Genomic DNA, 17,352 nt, shown 5'->3' on the forward strand with positions numbered 1-17,352 from the left:
TAAATACGGGTGCCGATCGTATAACTTTACGCCCCGGCGCCCAATTTTCCAGCGTGCTGTCAATATTTGTTGACAGAGTCCTTCCTGCTAACCCAATACTGGCTTATCATCTAACACATGATCCCTTGTCCAGGTGAAGGTTCCTATGCGTTTGGAAGTCTTTTGTGAAGACCGTCTTGGTCTGACCCGCGAATTGCTCGATTTACTGGTGCTGAGAAGCATTGATTTACGCGGTATCGAGATTGACCCCATCGGGCGAATTTACCTTAATTTTGCGGAACTGGAGTTCACTAACTTCAGCAGCCTGATGGCTGAAATCCGCCGCATCGCAGGGGTAACGGACGTCCGCACCGTGCCCTGGATGCCTTCCGAACGCGAACATCTGGCGCTGAGCGCGCTGCTTGAGGCGCTACCAGAACCAGTCCTTTCTCTGGATATGAAAAGCAAAATCGAGATGGCGAATCCTGCGAGCTGTCAGCTTTTCGCTCACAGTCAGGAGCGTATGCGCAATCATACCGCCGCTCAATTAATCAATGGGTTTAACTTCCAGCGCTGGCTCGAAAGCAATCCGCAGGATTCTCATAGCGAACATGTGGTGATTAATGGGCAAAACTTCCTGATGGAAATTACGCCTGTTCATTTGCAGGGCGAAAATCAGGAGCAGATGCTGACGGGAGCCGTTGTCATGTTGCGTTCTACCCTCCGCATGGGGCGTCAGTTGCAAAACATGACCACCCAGGATCTGAGCGCATTCAGTCAGATTATTGCTGTCAGTGCCAAAATGAAACACGTGGTGGAACAGGCGCGTAAGCTGGCAACACTGAGTGCGCCGCTGCTGATCACCGGAAATACCGGTACGGGCAAAGATCTCTTTGCGCATGCCTGCCATCTGGCGAGCCCACGTGCGTCAAAACCCTATCTGGCGCTGAACTGCGCGTCTATTCCTGAAGATGCGGTAGAAAGCGAACTGTTTGGCCACGCCCCGGAAGGTAAAAAAGGGTTCTTTGAGCAGGCGAATGGCGGTTCAGTGCTGTTGGATGAGATTGGCGAAATGTCGCCGCGCATGCAGACGAAATTGCTGCGCTTCCTCAATGACGGGACATTCCGTCGCGTGGGCGAAGATCATGAAGTTCATGTTGATGTCCGCGTAATCTGCGCGACGCAAAAGAACCTGGTGGAACTGGTGCAGAAAGGTCTTTTCCGCGAGGATCTCTATTATCGTCTGAATGTCCTGACGCTTAATCTGCCGCCGCTACGCGATTGCCCACAAGATATTATGCCGCTCACCGAGCTGTTTGTGGCGCGTTTTGCCGACGAGCAGGGTGTACCGCGTCCGAAGTTGTCTGCCGATCTCAGCACGGTGCTCACCCGCTACGGCTGGCCGGGTAATGTGCGTCAGCTTAAAAATGCTATCTATCGGGCGTTAACTCAGCTTGAGGGCTATGAACTGCGTCCGCAGGATATCTTATTGCCGGATTATGATGCAGCGACAGTTGCCGTCGGAGAAGAGGTGATGGAAGGGTCGCTGGATGAAATCACCAGCCGCTTTGAACGTTCCGTGTTGACGCAGCTTTATATGAATTATCCCAGCACGCGTAAACTGGCTAAACGCCTGGGGGTTTCACATACTGCGATTGCCAATAAGTTACGCGAATATGGTCTGAGTCAGCAGAAAAAAAGCGAAGAGTAATGATGCAAATAAAAATGCCTCCATCCGGAGGCATTTTTGTATTCAGGGCAACTTAGGCTTTCAGCACAGCCAGCGCTGCATCATAGTCAGGCTCGTTGGTAATTTCATTTACCAGTTGGCTGAATACAATGTTGTCATTTTCGTCGATCACGACAACGGCACGAGCAGCCAGACCTTTCAGCGGACCTTCGGCAATTTCAACACCGTAGTTTTTCAGGAATTCAGCGTTGCGCAGGGTGGACAGCGTGATAACGTTGCTCAGACCTTCCGCGCCGCAAAAACGAGAGTGGGCGAATGGCAGATCGGCTGAAATGCACAGTACGACGGTGTTGTCGATTTCTGTCGCCAGTTGGTTAAACTTACGTACTGATGCCGCGCACACGCCGGTATCGATGCTTGGGAAAATATTCAGCACTTTGCGCTTGCCTGCGAACTGGCCCAGCGTAACGTCAGACAGGTCTTTAGCCACAAGGGTAAAAGCCTGAGCTTTGCTTCCAGCCTGAGGAATAGAGCCGGCGACTGCAACCGGGTTGCCCTGGAAATGAACGGTTTGTGACATGGTTATCTTCCTGTTTACATATAGTTAACGTCAAGGCTAGTTTATGCCATCAGCAGTTAACACGGCAAACGCTATTTGCGGATATCCGCTTCAGGGACTGCATTAAGGAAAACAAATGAGATCAGTTAAGGTGTATGGGGAAGCCTGGCCGTTACACACTCCCTTTGTGATTGCCCGCGGGAGCAGGACCGAAGCGCATGTGGTGGTGGTTGAACTGGAAGAGAATGGTGTAAAGGGCGTTGGAGAATGTACGCCTTATCCTCGCTATGGCGAAAGCGATGCGTCGGTACTGGCTCAAATCATGAGTGTTGTGCCGCAACTGGAACACGGTGTGACACGTGAAGCGCTGCAGGCATTGCTGCCCGCGGGGGCGGCGCGTAATGCCGTTGACTGTGCGCTTTGGGATCTCAATGCGCGTCAGCAACAACAGTCTCTGGCCGACTACGTTGGTACTGAACTGGATGCAACAGTAACGACCGCGCAAACCGTCGTGATCGGCACGCCGGAGCAGATGGCGGCGAGTGCGACTGCGCTATGGGATAACGGTGCCAGATTGCTGAAAGTCAAACTGGATGCACACTTAATCAGCGAAAGGATGGTTGCGATCCGGGCGGCTGTGCCTGAGGCGACAATCATTGTTGATGCGAATGAGTCCTGGCGTGCTGAAGGGCTGGCCGCACGCTGCCAGTTAATGGCGGATTTAGGCGTTGCGATGCTGGAGCAGCCTCTGCCGGCTAATGATGATGCCGCGCTGGAGAATTTCGTGCATCCGCTGCCTGTCTGTGCAGATGAAAGCTGCCATACCCGCAGCAGTCTGAAAGCGCTGCATGGCCGCTATGAAATGGTGAATATTAAACTGGATAAGACAGGCGGACTGACGGAGGCGCTGGCGCTGGCGACCGAAGCCCGCGAGCAGGGATTCGCGTTAATGCTCGGCTGTATGTTGTGTACATCCAGGGCGATCGGCGCTGCATTGCCGCTTACGCCACAGGTCAGCTTTGCCGATCTGGATGGCCCTACCTGGCTGGCCCGAGACGCGGAGCCTGCCTTGCATTTTACAACCGGACAGCTCCATCTCAAGGATGCCAGCGCAAAAGATTAGACATTGCCAGCAGGTATTTTTCGCTCGCTTCATCCGATGAAATGGGCGGAAATTCTGCAGTAATGCAATGTAGGTTTAGATCGGCGCACCAGCTACCAAAAGAGCCTGGCGTTTCATAACCGACGCTGGTTACCAGCGGCAATTCGAACGACTGCGCCAACCACGCGCCTAATTCGCTGTGTCTGGGATCTTCAATACAGGCCAGCGGATCGTGGAAAGAAACTACCCATGCAGGATGAATGTGGTGAATAAGTTGGCATAGTGCCTGGGTCTCAGGCTCTGATCCCGGATGATCGCCGGTCAATAACACCACATCACGCTCTTCTGCGCTGCTGTTCCAACGATATACCGTTTCACCGGATTTCCAGTTTGCCGCCGGAAAGTTACGGTTTAGATCTACGCCGTTTGCATTGGCACGCAGACCCAACTGGCAACCGTCAGGGTTTACGGCCAGCACGACATGATGGCGACGCAGGGAAGGGTTAAGCGTACGCAATGCGCAGGAAAGGGTGACGACCGATGAGTTTTCGTCGCCGTGCGTTCCTGCCAGTATCAGACCGCTTTCACGATCGGCTGCCGGTGCCGGGAACCAGATCAGCGGTGCGCCGAGCAATGAACGTCCGTAATGTTCGGTTCCTGGCGGAAATGCGCCGCGCTCGGCACGGGGGCGGGTAACGGTCATAGTCATCTCTGAATGCTTGGATAGTTACTCGCAGTGTTGTGCAAAATGTATGGATAATCAAATCGTTTTCACACACTTATCTTTTCAGGTGTAATATCACTTTCTTGTCTGAAGTTAATTGCATTTCCTGCTGGCGATACAAATAATTACACATTCACTTAGTAGCCGGAATTGAGGGTATCTTATGCAGCATTCTGTTTCAGTAACCTGTTGTGCACTGTTGGTTAGCAGCATTTCATTATCCTGGGCTGCTGATGTTCCCAGCGGAACGGTACTGGCAGAAAAGCAAGAACTGGTGCGTCATATAAAAGATGAGCCAGCGTCACTCGATCCGGCAAAAGCCGTTGGGCTTCCAGAAATTCAGGTTATTCGCGATTTATTCGAAGGGCTGGTCAACCAGAATGAAAAGGGTGAGATTATTCCCGGTGTCGCCACACAGTGGAAGAGTAATGATAACCGTATCTGGACGTTTACGTTGCGCAATAATGCGCAATGGGCCGATGGCACGCCGGTAACGGCACAGGATTTTGTCTACAGTTGGCAGCGTCTGGTGGACCCGAAAACACTATCGCCGTTTGCCTGGTTTGCCGCGCTTGCAGGGATCAACAATGCCCAGGCGATCATCGATGGCAAAGCCGCGCCCGATAAGTTAGGTGTCAGCGCGGTGGATGCGCATACCTTCAAAGTGCAGTTGGACAAACCCCTACCCTGGTTTGCCAACCTGACAGCGAGCTTTGCGTTTTATCCTGTCCAAAAAGCCAATGTCGAAAGCGGTAAAGAGTGGACGAAGCCAGGCAACCTTATCGGTAACGGTGCCTATGTGCTGAAAGACCGTGTGGTTAACGAGAAACTGGAAGTTGTGCCGAATACACATTATTGGGACAACGCCAAAACGGTGCTGCAAAAAGTGACTTTCCTGCCGATTAACCAGGAGTCTGCTGCGACCAAACGCTATCTTGCTGGCGATATCGATATTACTGAGTCCTTCCCGAAAAATATGTATCAGAAGCTATTGAAGGATATTCCGGGCCAGGTTTATACGCCGCCGCAGCTTGGTACTTATTACTATGCGTTTAACACGCAAAAAGGGCCGACTGCCGATTCACGCGTGCGTCTGGCGCTTAGTATGACTATCGATCGCCGTCTGATGGCGGAGAAAGTATTAGGAACTGGAGAAAAACCCGCATGGCATTTCACGCCGGATGTGACGGCAGGATTTATCCCGGAACCTTCTCCGTTTGAACAAATGAGTCAGGAAGAGCTTAACGCTCAGGCGAAAACGCTGCTGCGTGCGGCCGGTTATGGCCCGCAGAAACCGCTGAAATTGACGCTGTTGTATAACACCTCTGAAAATCATCAGAAGATTGCTATTGCTGTGGCTTCCATGTGGAAGAAAAATCTTGGCGTGGATGTGAAGCTACAGAACCAGGAATGGAAAACGTATATCGATAGCCGTAATACCGGTAATTTTGATGTGATCCGTGCATCCTGGGTGGGCGATTACAACGAGCCATCCACATTCCTGTCGCTGTTAACCTCGACCCATACGGGCAATATTTCCCGCTTTAACAATCCGGCATACGATAAAGTGTTGACTCAGGCGACGCTGGAAAATACCGAGAAAGCACGGAATGCCGATTATAATGCAGCGGAAAAAATCCTGATGGAACAGGCACCTATTGCCCCGATTTATCAGTACACCAACGGGCGTTTAATTAAACCGTGGCTGAAGGGGTATCCGATAACCAACCCGGAAGATGTGGCATACAGTCGCACTATGTATATTGTTAAGCACTAGTTGCGTACGCCCTCCTGTTAACCTTCGTTAACCACTTCAACTGGCGCTGACTTCAGCGCCAGCATCTCCAGACAATCAGTATCAACCTCATTAGAAATAATGATAAAAACATATCTAATGAATTATTCATATTGTGAATTATCTATAACCAATTTTGCCGCTGCATGAAACCATCGTCCGCAATGTCCGCGGCTTCTTTCCCTCCAACATCCGGCCTCATCCCTTCGCGAGCGGCCTCTGGTGGCGGCACCATAGGTCACGGTGAATGACGCTTAGTTGAATACCTTCCACTATTAACCTTCGTTAACAACATCAAAAACACAAAGTTGGTGTGGATTTCTCCAACAGTATTTCCTGGCGTTCAACCTGCTCACATCCACCGTTACTTTGCTTCAGTACGTCACGAAAAAAGTTGTTTATTGGATGAATACGCTATTTGTTTAACAACCATTGAAATAGATAGATACACAATATTTTTTGGCTGAGACAACTCTTCGTTGAGGCAACTCCATTTCACGTAGGGTAAAAATAAAAAACATTATGAAACAAGTGCTTATATTGAAAGATGAAGACTTACTGGCACGAGGTAACGATCGCTACGTCTTCCAGCACCCACAGGATAGTAAACTGCTGGTCAAAATCGTGATTCCAGGCATTGCGAAATATAAAAGCAAGCTACGTGAGGTCTTTCGGGACATCAAAGAATGTAAGTTGAGTCACCAAACCGACGCATTTTATATGCAAAAAATTGAAGGACTTGTTGAAACAAATAAAGGAATAGGGCAACTCACGGTGAAGGAGTGTGATGAGCATGGCCACATCGCTCAAACTCTTTATCAGCTTGCCCTGAACAAAGAACTTGATGCCAGCAAATTGCAGAAGTTGAATGTTTTTTTAGCGTGGTTTGTCAGTACCGGTGTCATTATTAACTCCCTGCATTGTAAAAACATCGTCTACGCCTGGGATGCTGCGCGCCAGGAATATTGTTTCAAAGTCATTGATGGTTTTGGTGACAAAACGTTTTTTCAGCTCAGTAAGTTTTCAGCGGCAATACGCGATAAAAATAAAGTCAAATGTCTCAAGCGGATGCTACGGGATCTGAACCACCTGCAGAATACGTAATCCGCAGAAATTGTTGACGATATGGCGTGGGAACGCGACTACCGTGATATCGGCGTGTCAAATGCCTGTCGCGAGTGGTTATCCTGGAAAGCGGCAACCCGACCACAATGAAGACACTACAACAGAGAAGATCATACGTCCGGGGGCTGATGCTCCCGACAAATTAACATCGAATCATCCTCGCTCAACGGTTCTTTCGTTAAATTACAAAATCCTTGACCGTTCACCTTTTGGTGGAACCGACAGCTCTGGCACAGACCAAATCCCGGCACATTACTGGTACGCTGAATGCCTCGCAGTAGTTCGAAGAGTAGCTCCTTGAGTAAACCCGCGCGTTCACCCATCGTAGATTCGCCTGTCACCAAAAATGAGGGGGGAAGCAGGGCATCCAGCAGATTTTTGGCAGACTCGGTGAGCTGCAGATGAACGCTACGCTTATCCCTGGCATCCTGCGTGCGTACCACCAGTCCTTTTGATTCCAACAACTTTAGCGATTGTGAAACCGTTCCTTTGGTGAGGCCGAGGTAGTCCGTCACGGCGAGAGGTGTATTGGAGTAGCGGTTACAGCGTGCGAGATACATCAACGCACTGAGCTGTACTGGCTGAAGATCCGCCAGTAAAGGATGCTGGCGAAACCACATCCGCGTCAGACCAGACAGCCGGTCCAGTACGTCAAAAAGCGACATGTCATGCATAACAAAATCCTCCTCGGCATATAGTATCGACTAAAAACTATATTGACAAAGCATAAAACTGGCGTAGCATAAATTATAGTATCGAATCGATACTATAATTTAAAGGAGAGGTATCATGACCAAAGCCCGTTTTTATCATGCTGGTTGTCCGGTTTGCGTTTCCGCAGAAGAAACACTGTTACAGCATCTGTCCCCGGATGTGGAAATCGAGGTTATTCATTTGGGAGAACAACCCGATCATGTTGCAGAGGCGGAACGAATCGGAGTGAAGTCTGTTCCTGCGCTGGTGATCGACGGCAATGTGCTGCATATCAACTTTGGCGCGCCTATTGAAGCGCTGAAATAGCGTCGCATGTTCGGGAAGTCGCGTGAGCTATTTCCCGAACCGGCGTGGGCATGGGGAAGGGGGCATTTATGTGTACTGCAGAGAAGTACCATCCTGTCGATTGTGATCTGCATGACTATCTGGAGATTGCCTGTCTTTATCACTATTTGCTTCGCATTGAACTGACCACTGGGGGACACTTTGATGCCAGGGCCGTGACGACATGTACCACAGCAGACAAAGAGGAATTCTTGCTTGTGGGGGGCCATGAACACCATCATAGAATTCGCCTGGACTATCTGTCAGCCATTACTCCATTGACGGCTGGCGCCACTTTTAGCACTGTGATATTCCGTTGAATCTGTACGTCAAAAGGCTGCGCCACCGTTATACAGTGTAAATGCGGATGTCATGCGCCTGAAAAGCGGTGCCGTACTGTTTGCTGATGTTTTCCTCCACGACAATGACATCGATGTTACTGCTGGCGGTGACAACATAACGTGCGACGGCAGGGATCTTATCCGCCGTCAGTGCGACGATAGTTTCGTTACACTGCTTAATTACCGCTTGTTTAAACTCACAATCGGCGTAATCAAACCCGGTTAATCCTGACTCCGGTGCCATCGCACAACCACCAATAAAACCTTGATCAAATAAAATATCCTGTACCTGGGCAATGGCTGTCGGACCTACGCATCCACCGGACGATCGCTGCACTGGCCCACCTAGCATGATGACCTCGAATAGCGGTTTTTTCAGCAGTACGGCGGCAATATCAGGTGAATTTGTCACGACGGTCAATGCCAGCTCAGCGGGAAGGGCTTCAGCCATTGCCAGATTGGTTGTTCCTGTATCGATAAAAATACAGCTCCCGGATTTCACTAATCGGGCGCATCTTTGCGCGATGCTGCTCTTTTTCGCAGTATTAATATTCTTGCGTGCTGCGATGTCAGCTGACTCAGGTAGTGAAATAACAGCCCCGCCATAGACTTTCTTGCAAACACCTTCTTTACACAACTCATGTAAATCGCGGCGGATCGTATGTTCTGACACCCCCAAACGGGCTGCCAGTTCAGTACAGATCACTCTGCCGTTTTCCTGCAGGATCTGATAGATAAGCGCCTGGCGCTGATCCGGGAACGCAGCGTAATCGAGCATGAGAACTCCATAAAAATAAACATCGAGCAATAATGTGCATGATCGTGCATTATAATGCACGATGTCAATATCCCTTAACGGGGGCGTACCGTTCAGAATAAAACGATAAGAGGATCGCGATGAAAATTGCACACATGGCCTTATGGACCCAGGATCTTGAGCGACAAGCCCGGTTCTGGGTGTCATTTTTTGATGGTGTGATAAACGATAAATACTGCAGCAAAACCAACCCCGGGTTTGAATCTTATTTCGTCAACATTGGTGGGAACATTGCGATTGAGTTAATGACCAAACCGGGACTGACCCACCCTGTACCTGACAATAACACTTCAGGGTGGGTGCATCTTGCTCTCTCTGTTGGTGGCGCGGGGCATGTTGATGCTCTGGCGATACGCGCAAAAGAACAGGGCATCCTGGTCTCCGGACCACGAACCACCGGTGACGGGTATTACGAGGCCGTCATTCAGGACCCAGACGGTAATTTAATCGAGATTGTAGCGTAATACGTAGTGTTCGTCGGGATCCACGTGAAGATGATGTCGTCATTGAAATATTATTCAGTGGGGTGTGTCACTCCGACATCCATAGTGCCTACAATGGCTGGGGCGGCGCTACGTATCCGATGGTTCCCGGCCACGAAATAATAGGCCGCGTGGTGCATGTTGGGAAATCGGAAACAAAATTCGCGGTCGGCGATCTTGCCTGCGTGGGGTGTATGGCATGATTCATACCAGCACTGTAGCGCCTGCGAGCAGGGTCTTGAGCAATACTGCGAAGAGGGGAGCACCCTTACGTATAACGATACTGACTGTCATGATGGCCTGCCTACTTTCGGCGGTTATTCTGACAAGATTGTCGTGACCGGGAAGTTCGTCGTGAAGGTGCCGGAAGGAATCGACTTACGTGGTGCTGCACCGTTGTTGTGCGCCGGTATCACCACATGGTCGCCGTTGCGTCACTGGCAGGTTGGGCAGGGGAGTAAAGTCGCTGTTGTTGGGTTGGGTGGTCTGGGACACATGGCGATCAAGCTCGCTCAAGCATTGGGGGCTGATGTTACGTTATTCACGCGGTCGCCAGGCAAAGAAGCTGATGCCAGACGAATGGGGCCAGTCATGTTGTGCTTTCAACAGACAGCGAACAGATGAAAGCCGCGGCGAATCAGTTTGACCTGATTATTGATACTGTTCCATACGTGTATGATCTGAACCTCTATATTCCAACGCTGGTGCTTAGCGGAACGTTGGTGCTGGTGGGGCATCTGGGGCCGTTGGATCCGTTCCTGAACACGGTTCCGCTGATCCTCGGTAAAAGAGCCGTTGCGGGTTCGGTGATTGGGGGGATTGCGGAAACTCAGGAGATGTTGAGGTTATCAATATTCAGGATATTAATACCGCGTGGCAACGGATGTTGAAAAGCGACGTGAAATACCGCTTTGTCATTGATATCGCGTCACTGAAGTAAATGCAAAAAAGACGCGGATATCCGCGTCTTGATTTTGGTTAGTGGGCAGAAGGTTGTACCTCGGCGTTATCCATATACAACGTCTGACTGGGGAACGCAAAGTCAGCACCGTTATCCTGAACTATTGTAATAATTTTCAAGTACACATCTTGTTGTACAGCAAGCCACTCCTGCCACACGGTGGTTTTCGTGAAGCAATACACCATGATATTCAGCGATGAATCGGCAAACTCATTAAAATAGACCAGCAGGGTTTGTTTTTGATCTATTCCAGGATGACTTTGCAACATTTTTCTGACCGACTCGACAACTGTGCCAATTTTATCAGCATCTTCATAACGTAACCCGATCACCGTTTTGATTCGTCGATTACTCATCCGCCCCGGGTTTTCTACACTGATGGAAGAGAAAATTGAGTTCGGCACATATAACGGACGGTGGTCGAAGGTGTTTATTTTGGTCATTCTCCAGCCGATTTCCGTTACCGTACCTTCGATATTTCGGTCCGGAGAGCGGATCCAGTCACCGATGCTAAACGGTCTGTCGAAGTAGAGCATAATGCCAGAGAAAAAATTGCTCAGGATATCTTTACCTGCCATACCGACAGCGATACCGCCGATGCCGCCGAACGTTAACAGCCCTGACAGGCTCATGCCGAAATGCTCACCGTACAGCAAGATGATGGCGACGACGATCGTAATCTTAATGATGCGTGACATGATCCTCGCGCTGGTGATATCTCTGCCCTTGTTAATCTGCGTTTTTTCAAACTGATTGATGACCAGAAAGAGTTTTATCGTCAGGATCAACGCTATCAACGAGGTGCAGATAAAGTCGACCACGCCTGGGGAGATAAATTTCAGCTTATAATTATCGATGACGTTATTCGCAATCGTGCCAAACGTACCAATGATAATGGCATAAACAAAAAACTGTGCTGCGTGGAATATGAGTCCTTTGCAGTGTTTTTCACTACGATGAAACCAGACGCTCATCAGGACTAACGCTGCACAGCTGCTGAGAATTACCGTTAAATTAAACGCATTATTTATAAACAGTTCAGCGATCATGATTCTCCCAGGTCACTCCGTGTTAGTTAAATATCATCTGACATCCTTCATCAGCGGATATTTTACCCAGTTCAGGTTGTCAGATCATTCATCAAAAGGAGAGAGGAATAATACAATCAGCGTTATTTTCAGGCGAATAGTGCGCATGTCAAGTTTGAGTGTGGCGTATGTAGCAGACAGTAAGTTGATGTCATGGTATTGTTGCTACAAAGTAACACGGTTTTCATCTGCAAAAGGACGATATTATGATCATGGCTAAGCTGAAGACAGCGAAGGGACGGAAGTTTCTGTTATGTCTGCTTGGGGTATTTATTATTGCGGCATCGGTTGTGACGCGCGCGACGATTGGTGGCGTCATTGAACAGTATGACATTCCGCTTTCCGACTGGACAGCCTCGATGTATGCCATTCAATCCGCAATGATTTGCGTCTACAGTATGGTTTTTACTATTTTGCTGGCTATTCCGCTCGGTATCTATTTCCTCGGAGGCGAGGAGAAGTACTAAGTACATATCATGCCGGATGACATCGCCATCCGGCATTTTGCTGCAGGATTAATCGTCTTCTTCGTCGTCCAGTTCAACCGGGGTCTGGTACTGATCCGGTTTGATAACCAGCAGATCGCAACGCAGATGGTCGATAACCTGTTCTGCGGTATTCCCCAGAAACGCAGCTGATATGCCGGTGCGCCCAACGGTGCCGAGTACCACGATCCCCGCCTGTAAATGCTCAGCTAAATCCGGGATGACCTCTTCAGGCAATCCTTTTTCAACGTGGGTAACTTTTTCATCAATACTGAATTTCTGGCGTAATGCCTTCATGGCCAGCAGATGTTGTCCACGGATGGCGTCGTTGTACACGCTGGGATCAAATTCAGGTAGCTCAATCGCAATGTTGATAGGCGTTACAGGATAGGCGCCGACCAGGTGTACTTCGGTATGGTTAACCTGTTCTGCGAGCTGCAACGTTTCCTTGACCAGTTTTTCGTTGAGTGCATTGTGATATGCCTCTTCACTGGCGAGGTTCACCGCCACCAGCGCTTTACCACCTTCCGGCCACGGCTGATCTTTGACCATCCACACCGGGCTTGGACATTTACGCAATAAATGCCAGTCGGTTGGTGTGAAAATCACGGCTTCAAGGCGATCGTGCTGGTGTGCCATTTTGAGCACCAGGTCATGCTTAGCGCTGATTACTTCCTGGATGATTGCTTCGAAGGGACGGTTGTGCCAGACCACTTTAATATCAAGCGGGATCCCTGCTTCGATATAGTATTTCGCTTGTTCACGTATCCATGCTGTTCGCTGGCTGATGACCCCCTGACGCATTGCCGTACGCTCGTCCGGCGACAGCAGGGTAGTCATCTCGTAGGAAAAGTCATAGATCGGCAAAAAGGCTTTAATTTTGCCACCAATCCGTTGATGCAAATAAACAGCTCGCCGTAATGCTGGTTGATCGTCCTGGTTTGGATCGATGACTACCAGCATGTTTTGATACATAGCCATACAGGGTCTCCTTACAACTGTCACTGCAGTTTGTATTTAAAAGAGTAACCCAATAATGTGGATTGAAACAGGGGAGAACCTCTTGCCAGATCAATAAACTGGGGAAATCTCCAGCTTTTCCCCACATCACGCTCAATCTAAACCATTTTCCGTTGTTTCTATTGTGCTTGCGCGCCAGGCGGAAAAGGTTTGGGCGCGTGGACGTTTCAACTGCCCGGCAATTTGAACCCTGCCGCTAAGGCTGATTCGTCGAACGGCTGTACGCTTTCGCGAGCCAGTGGCAACCAGTGATGAAAACTGGTGGGATGCCCGGAGTGATAAAGATGCTCACCTAAAATAGAAAAGGCTAATTCATAGCGGCGAACTGTTGCGTGTTCTATCGATGGCGGTTCTTAAATCATCGCCAGGATGCGTCATGCTGGCATTTATCGCACCTTATTTTGCGTCCGTAAACCCTGCCGATCTTATCGCATTCAGCGGTTTTTTATGCAACCAGGCAGGAAAGAGTGTTTAACCGTAGTTATTGTGACAGCATTAATGATGGGGATATTTATATTGAGGACACTTACAGTGTTTATATTTTAATTAAATCAGAGCACAAGCGCCTTCTGCCAAACCATTAAATTGGGGTAATTTAGCAATTTGACAGAAGGTTAACTGAGAAGGCTACGCAACGTTACGTGTGTGGCCAGCAAGGACAGCCAGCGCGTCGCTATTCTCAATAGTGATATATTTACCTTTCACCGCCAGCATACCGCTTTTCTGGAAGCGACCCAGCAGGCGGCTAATGGTTTCAACCGTCAGACCGAGGTAATTACCGATATCGCCACGGGTCATTGTCAGACGGAATTCGCGCGGAGAGAAGCCTCGCTGGGCAAAACGGCGGGACAGATTGTAGATAAAGGCCGCCAGGCGCTCTTCAGCATTCTTCTTCGACAACAGCAGGATCATGTCCTGGTCGCCTTTGATTTCGCCACTCATCAGACGCATCATCTGCTGACGCAGGTTCGGCATTTTACCGGACAGGTCATCCAGAGTTTCGAAAGGAATTTCGCATACCATTGACGTTTCCAGCGCCTGGGCAAAGCTTGGGTGATGACCGCTGCCAATCGCGTCAAAACCAACCAGGTCGCCCGCTAAGTGGAAACCGGTGATTTGCTCATCGCCTTGTTCGGTAATGGTATAGCTTTTTATCGTTCCGGAACGGATAGCATAGAGTGACTTAAGCTCGTCACCTGCTTTAAAGAGCGTCTGCCCCTTTTGGATAGGCTTTTTGCGCTCGATGATGTTATCGAGCTGGTCAAGCTCATGCTCGTTAAGTGTGAACGGGATGCAAAGCTGGCTGATGCTGCAATCCTGGCAATGGATAGCACAACCGCCAGACTGAATGCGCCGTATAATTCGCTTTTCCGGGATCATAGGTCTGCTCAAGCCGTAATTGATATTTGTCAATTTTAACATCTTTTTGGTGAGCACGTAAGCCTGAGCTACTCCCAATAGAGAATAATTCAGGCATAAGCGAGTTGAATGTTTGTATCTATCTGATTAACCGTACTTTATTTGGGGGTGTATTGTGTGGAAGTGTGATGAATAAGGCATTAATTGCCTGGATTCTAGAGTAGCAGATAGCCTTCATGGCGCAATAACCACTCTTTTCGCTGCACGCCACCCGCATAGCCAGTCATTGTGCCATTCCGTCCAATCACGCGGTGGCATGGGACGACGATGCTGACAGGATTGGAACCATTAGCCGCGCCAACGGCTCTGGCGGCTCCGGGGCGCCCCAGCTGCTCAGCCAGTTGTCCATAATGCATGACCTGCCCGCAGGGTATAGAACGCAACGCTTTCCAGACCTCGCGTTGGAAAGGGGTTCCCGCTGTTGCGGTTTCAAGCGTATCTATAATGCTGAGATTTCCCGCAAAATACTCTGTCAGCTTATCGCTTAGTCCTCCGGGGTTTTTGGCAGCAATACGCTGATAACCCTCAGAACGATAATGAATATCCAGTAATTGCTCCATACGATCACGATGTTGATCCCATTCAACCGCACGCAGGCGAAATTGCTCATCACAAATTACCCACAGCGGGCCAAGGGGCGTTGCAATGATGTCTTCAAGTAAGTTCAGCATCCGTTTTTCTCATTACAGGTGGGGTTACACATTATCATGTCAATGACAGTCGTATCTATACCCCCAAAAACGGATCTTAACTTATGGAGGTAAAGGAATGTCGAACGGTGCGTTATTGGAAATAACCGTAAACCGTTGTCGGTATAATAGTGCGCGGTTATGATAGTGCCGTCGCAAAATCGCTGGAGGATGAAACATGAACCTTGATGATGCATCGCTGTTTCTTGACGCCATGGGGGATGTTCAACCACTGAAGGGATGCGCCGATGTTCACTGGCAGCCAACGCGTAATCTTCGCGCTCCGGCACGTATTGATACGCTGCAACTGGATAATTTTCTCTCGACAGGTTTTCTGGATATCGTCCCGCTGAGCGTTCCGCTGGAGTTTCGTCGCGAAGGGTTACAGCATGGCGTGACTGACAAGCTACGAACCGGGAAATATCCGCAACAAGCAAGCCTTAATCTTGTGCGACAGCCCGTTGAAACCTGCCGCCAGATGCTATTTAGCTTTATTTTACAGGCGCTGCAGGATGGATTGCGCAACGTCCTGGTGATTCACGGTAAAGGGCGTGATGATAACTCCCATGCCAACATCGTTCGTAGCTACGTCGCACGTTGGTTAACGGAGTTTGATGATGTGCAGGCTTTCTGCACCGCACTGCCGCATCATGGCGGCAGTGGGGCATGTTATGTGGCGTTACGTAAAACGGCGCAGGCGAAACAGGAGAACTGGGAACGCCACGCTAAACGTAGTCGCTAGACAGGGTAGTCATCAGGCAGCCAGCACTCTGTTTCTGCCTTCATTTTTGGCTTTGTACAATGCGTCGTCCACGCGTTTAAATAACTCATCAATACTTTCATTGGCTTCGTGTCGCGCCACACCAATACTGACAGTAAAGCGGGGAAGGCCAGGGAGGCTCACCTTGGCTACCGTCGCGCGTATTACTTCAGCGAGATTAAGCGCTGCATCTAAAGACGTTCGTGGCAAAAGCAGTACAAACTCTTCTCCCCCCCAACGAAAAACCAGATCGTCCTTTCTTGCACAGGATTCCAGGGTACGTGCCAGCGCGCAAAGTACATCATCCCCTTTTAAATGCCCGAAAAGATCGTTAATGCTTTTAAACCGATCGGTGTCGATTAGCAGCAAACTGTAATCCTGCGTTAACAATGTTGTGTGTGTCTGCGCTGGCTCAGTTATCTGATAAAAATGCCGCCGGTTGAGTAACCCGGTTAAAGCGTCATGCAAGGCGGCGCGTTCCAGTTCCAGTTCCAGACGTTTTTGCTCGGTAATATCGTGAACAATGCACAGCATCAGTTTATTGCCGTAGATTTCGATAGGACCGGCATAGGTTTGTACGTGACGGGTGCTTCCATCGGCAAGTCTGTGGACAAAATGTAAGGGCTTATGACCACCAGGAAGATGCGCAATTTTATGCATTACCGGCAATATATGGCGCCCCAGCATATTGATTTCCCAGGTATGCTTCTGACACATCACGTCATGATCATAGCCATAGAAATTCAGGGCGCTGAGGTTTGCATCCACAATCAATCCGTCGCGTGACGGATCAATAAGCAACATGGGTGCTGAGTTAGTCTGGAAAAAACGGGCATAGAATCCTTGTTTTTTCCGCTGATAGGTGGCAGAGCGGCTGGCTTTCAGACCTTGCGCTGTCGGTGTTTCAATGCCTTCATAGAGGATAACATCACCTATATCCTGAAGCGTCCTGATGGACAAACGACAGGCCAGCGCGATTTCCTCGCTTTCGCGGTAAACCGTGAGGATCTCCACAATGTCATGATGATTGCGCAAATCACTGAGATACATAGGTAAATCACTTTGTGCGTGCGTGGAGAATGTGCCTTTTCTGAGAGAAGGGAAACTCGGGGCCTGCATCAGTTCCCGTGCAACGGTATTGGCGAACACCAGTTCTTCGGTATGTGGCGAAACGATCCAGACCGGAATGGTTAATAAATCCAGTGAATGTAGCTCGTTTATGCTCATCGATAATCCCGTTATCTTCATATGCTGTGTTGCCGGTTTATTGGCGAATTT

At 49.5% G+C, this 17,352-nt stretch carries 18 protein-coding genes and 2 pseudogenes; 10 read left to right on the top strand and 10 right to left on the bottom strand.

Annotated elements, in window-relative coordinates; genetic code table 11:
* Positions 1-145 precede the first annotated feature (145 nt).
* Positions 146-1,690 (top strand): transcriptional regulator TyrR, encoded by a 1,545-nt coding sequence (tyrR, locus tag IB196_RS10495; protein WP_155021096.1) that lies wholly within the window; start codon positions 146-148, stop codon positions 1,688-1,690.
* 52 nt (positions 1,691-1,742) lie between these two features.
* On the opposite strand, the gene tpx is transcribed toward tyrR, so the two are convergent.
* On the bottom strand, positions 1,743-2,249 hold the full coding sequence (gene tpx, locus IB196_RS10500) for a thiol peroxidase (RefSeq protein ID WP_040230898.1): 507 nt from the start codon (positions 2,247-2,249) through the stop codon (positions 1,743-1,745).
* Between the two features lie 115 nt (positions 2,250-2,364).
* Between tpx and ycjG the strand changes: the two genes are divergently transcribed.
* A complete protein-coding gene (ycjG, locus tag IB196_RS10505; RefSeq protein WP_040230899.1) occupies positions 2,365-3,351 on the top strand; it encodes an L-Ala-D/L-Glu epimerase in 987 nt (328 codons plus the stop codon).
* On the opposite strand, the gene mpaA is transcribed toward ycjG, so the two are convergent.
* The gene (gene mpaA / locus IB196_RS10510; RefSeq protein ID WP_048211525.1) at positions 3,326-4,033 is read right to left on the bottom strand and encodes a murein tripeptide amidase MpaA; all 708 of its coding nucleotides are present in this window, start codon (positions 4,031-4,033) and stop codon (positions 3,326-3,328) included. The genes ycjG and mpaA overlap by 26 nt on opposite strands.
* A gap of 184 nt (positions 4,034-4,217) precedes the next feature.
* On the opposite strand from mpaA, the gene mppA reads away from it, so the two are divergent.
* Entirely contained in the window at positions 4,218-5,831 is a 1,614-nt protein-coding gene (mppA, locus tag IB196_RS10515) for a murein tripeptide ABC transporter substrate-binding protein MppA (RefSeq protein ID WP_005126516.1), read from the top strand.
* 169 nt (positions 5,832-6,000) lie between these two features.
* Here the strand turns inward: mppA and IB196_RS10520 are convergent.
* Positions 6,001-6,087 (bottom strand): annotated as a pseudogene (locus IB196_RS10520) (SOS response-associated peptidase); the annotation flags it as partial.
* Between the two features lie 284 nt (positions 6,088-6,371).
* Here IB196_RS10520 and IB196_RS10525 point away from each other — a divergent pair.
* A complete protein-coding gene (locus tag IB196_RS10525) occupies positions 6,372-6,953 on the top strand; it encodes a YrbL family protein (RefSeq protein WP_005126519.1) in 582 nt (193 codons plus the stop codon).
* Positions 6,954-7,084: 131 nt separating this feature from the next.
* Here IB196_RS10525 and IB196_RS10530 read toward each other — a convergent pair whose 3' ends face one another.
* A complete protein-coding gene (locus IB196_RS10530) occupies positions 7,085-7,648 on the bottom strand; it encodes a MarR family transcriptional regulator (protein WP_040230905.1) in 564 nt (187 codons plus the stop codon).
* A gap of 115 nt (positions 7,649-7,763) precedes the next feature.
* Between IB196_RS10530 and IB196_RS10535 the strand changes: the two genes are divergently transcribed.
* Positions 7,764-7,994 (top strand): glutaredoxin domain-containing protein, encoded by a 231-nt coding sequence (locus tag IB196_RS10535; protein WP_005126617.1) that lies wholly within the window; start codon positions 7,764-7,766, stop codon positions 7,992-7,994.
* Positions 7,995-8,062: 68 nt separating this feature from the next.
* Positions 8,063-8,332, top strand: coding sequence for a Rho-binding antiterminator (locus IB196_RS10540; RefSeq protein WP_155021093.1), 270 nt, complete (start codon positions 8,063-8,065; stop codon positions 8,330-8,332).
* A 28-nt stretch (positions 8,333-8,360) separates the two neighbouring features.
* On the opposite strand, the gene IB196_RS10545 is transcribed toward IB196_RS10540, so the two are convergent.
* Complete coding sequence (locus tag IB196_RS10545; RefSeq protein WP_188231650.1) at positions 8,361-9,131, bottom strand: DeoR/GlpR family DNA-binding transcription regulator; 771 nt, start codon at positions 9,129-9,131, stop codon at positions 8,361-8,363.
* A 119-nt stretch (positions 9,132-9,250) separates the two neighbouring features.
* Between IB196_RS10545 and IB196_RS10550 the strand changes: the two genes are divergently transcribed.
* Positions 9,251-9,634 carry a VOC family protein gene (locus tag IB196_RS10550; RefSeq protein WP_040230908.1) on the top strand — a complete coding sequence of 128 codons (384 nt, stop codon included), beginning with the start codon at positions 9,251-9,253 and terminating at the stop codon, positions 9,632-9,634.
* Positions 9,634-10,592: pseudogene (locus IB196_RS10555) on the top strand (NAD(P)-dependent alcohol dehydrogenase). The gene IB196_RS10550 and the pseudogene IB196_RS10555 overlap by 1 nt, the downstream one beginning before the upstream one ends.
* Before the next feature lie 38 nt (positions 10,593-10,630).
* On the opposite strand, the gene IB196_RS10560 reads toward IB196_RS10555, so the two are convergent.
* Positions 10,631-11,662 (bottom strand): mechanosensitive ion channel family protein, encoded by a 1,032-nt coding sequence (locus tag IB196_RS10560; RefSeq protein ID WP_188231649.1) that lies wholly within the window; start codon positions 11,660-11,662, stop codon positions 10,631-10,633.
* A 245-nt stretch (positions 11,663-11,907) separates the two neighbouring features.
* Between IB196_RS10560 and IB196_RS10565 the strand changes: the two genes are divergently transcribed.
* Positions 11,908-12,168, top strand: a complete 261-nt coding sequence (locus tag IB196_RS10565; RefSeq protein WP_005126625.1) for a DUF2534 family protein — start codon at positions 11,908-11,910, stop codon at positions 12,166-12,168.
* 48 nt (positions 12,169-12,216) lie between these two features.
* Here IB196_RS10565 and uspE read toward each other — a convergent pair whose 3' ends face one another.
* From uspE to ogt, 3 genes are all read right to left on the bottom strand, one after another.
* The gene (uspE, locus tag IB196_RS10570) at positions 12,217-13,167 is read right to left on the bottom strand and encodes a universal stress protein UspE (RefSeq protein ID WP_005126626.1); all 951 of its coding nucleotides are present in this window, start codon (positions 13,165-13,167) and stop codon (positions 12,217-12,219) included.
* A gap of 666 nt (positions 13,168-13,833) precedes the next feature.
* A complete protein-coding gene (fnr, locus tag IB196_RS10575; protein ID WP_003020397.1) occupies positions 13,834-14,586 on the bottom strand; it encodes a fumarate/nitrate reduction transcriptional regulator Fnr in 753 nt (250 codons plus the stop codon).
* A 194-nt stretch (positions 14,587-14,780) separates the two neighbouring features.
* Positions 14,781-15,296, bottom strand: a complete 516-nt coding sequence (ogt, locus tag IB196_RS10580) for a methylated-DNA--[protein]-cysteine S-methyltransferase (protein ID WP_005126630.1) — start codon at positions 15,294-15,296, stop codon at positions 14,781-14,783.
* Between the two features lie 196 nt (positions 15,297-15,492).
* Here ogt and smrA point away from each other — a divergent pair, with 196 nt between their 5' ends.
* Complete coding sequence (smrA, locus tag IB196_RS10585; protein ID WP_005126632.1) at positions 15,493-16,056, top strand: DNA endonuclease SmrA; 564 nt, start codon at positions 15,493-15,495, stop codon at positions 16,054-16,056.
* A gap of 12 nt (positions 16,057-16,068) precedes the next feature.
* Here the strand turns inward: smrA and IB196_RS10590 are convergent, their stop codons facing one another.
* Positions 16,069-17,301: a sensor domain-containing diguanylate cyclase gene (locus IB196_RS10590; protein ID WP_040230911.1), complete on the bottom strand. Its 1,233-nt coding sequence runs from the start codon at positions 17,299-17,301 to the stop codon at positions 16,069-16,071.
* Between the last annotated feature and the right edge of the window lie 51 nt (positions 17,302-17,352).

The sequence above is a fragment of the Citrobacter sp. C6_1 genome, from assembly GCF_014596835.2.
GTDB classification, from domain to species: domain Bacteria; phylum Pseudomonadota; class Gammaproteobacteria; order Enterobacterales; family Enterobacteriaceae; genus Citrobacter; species Citrobacter pasteurii.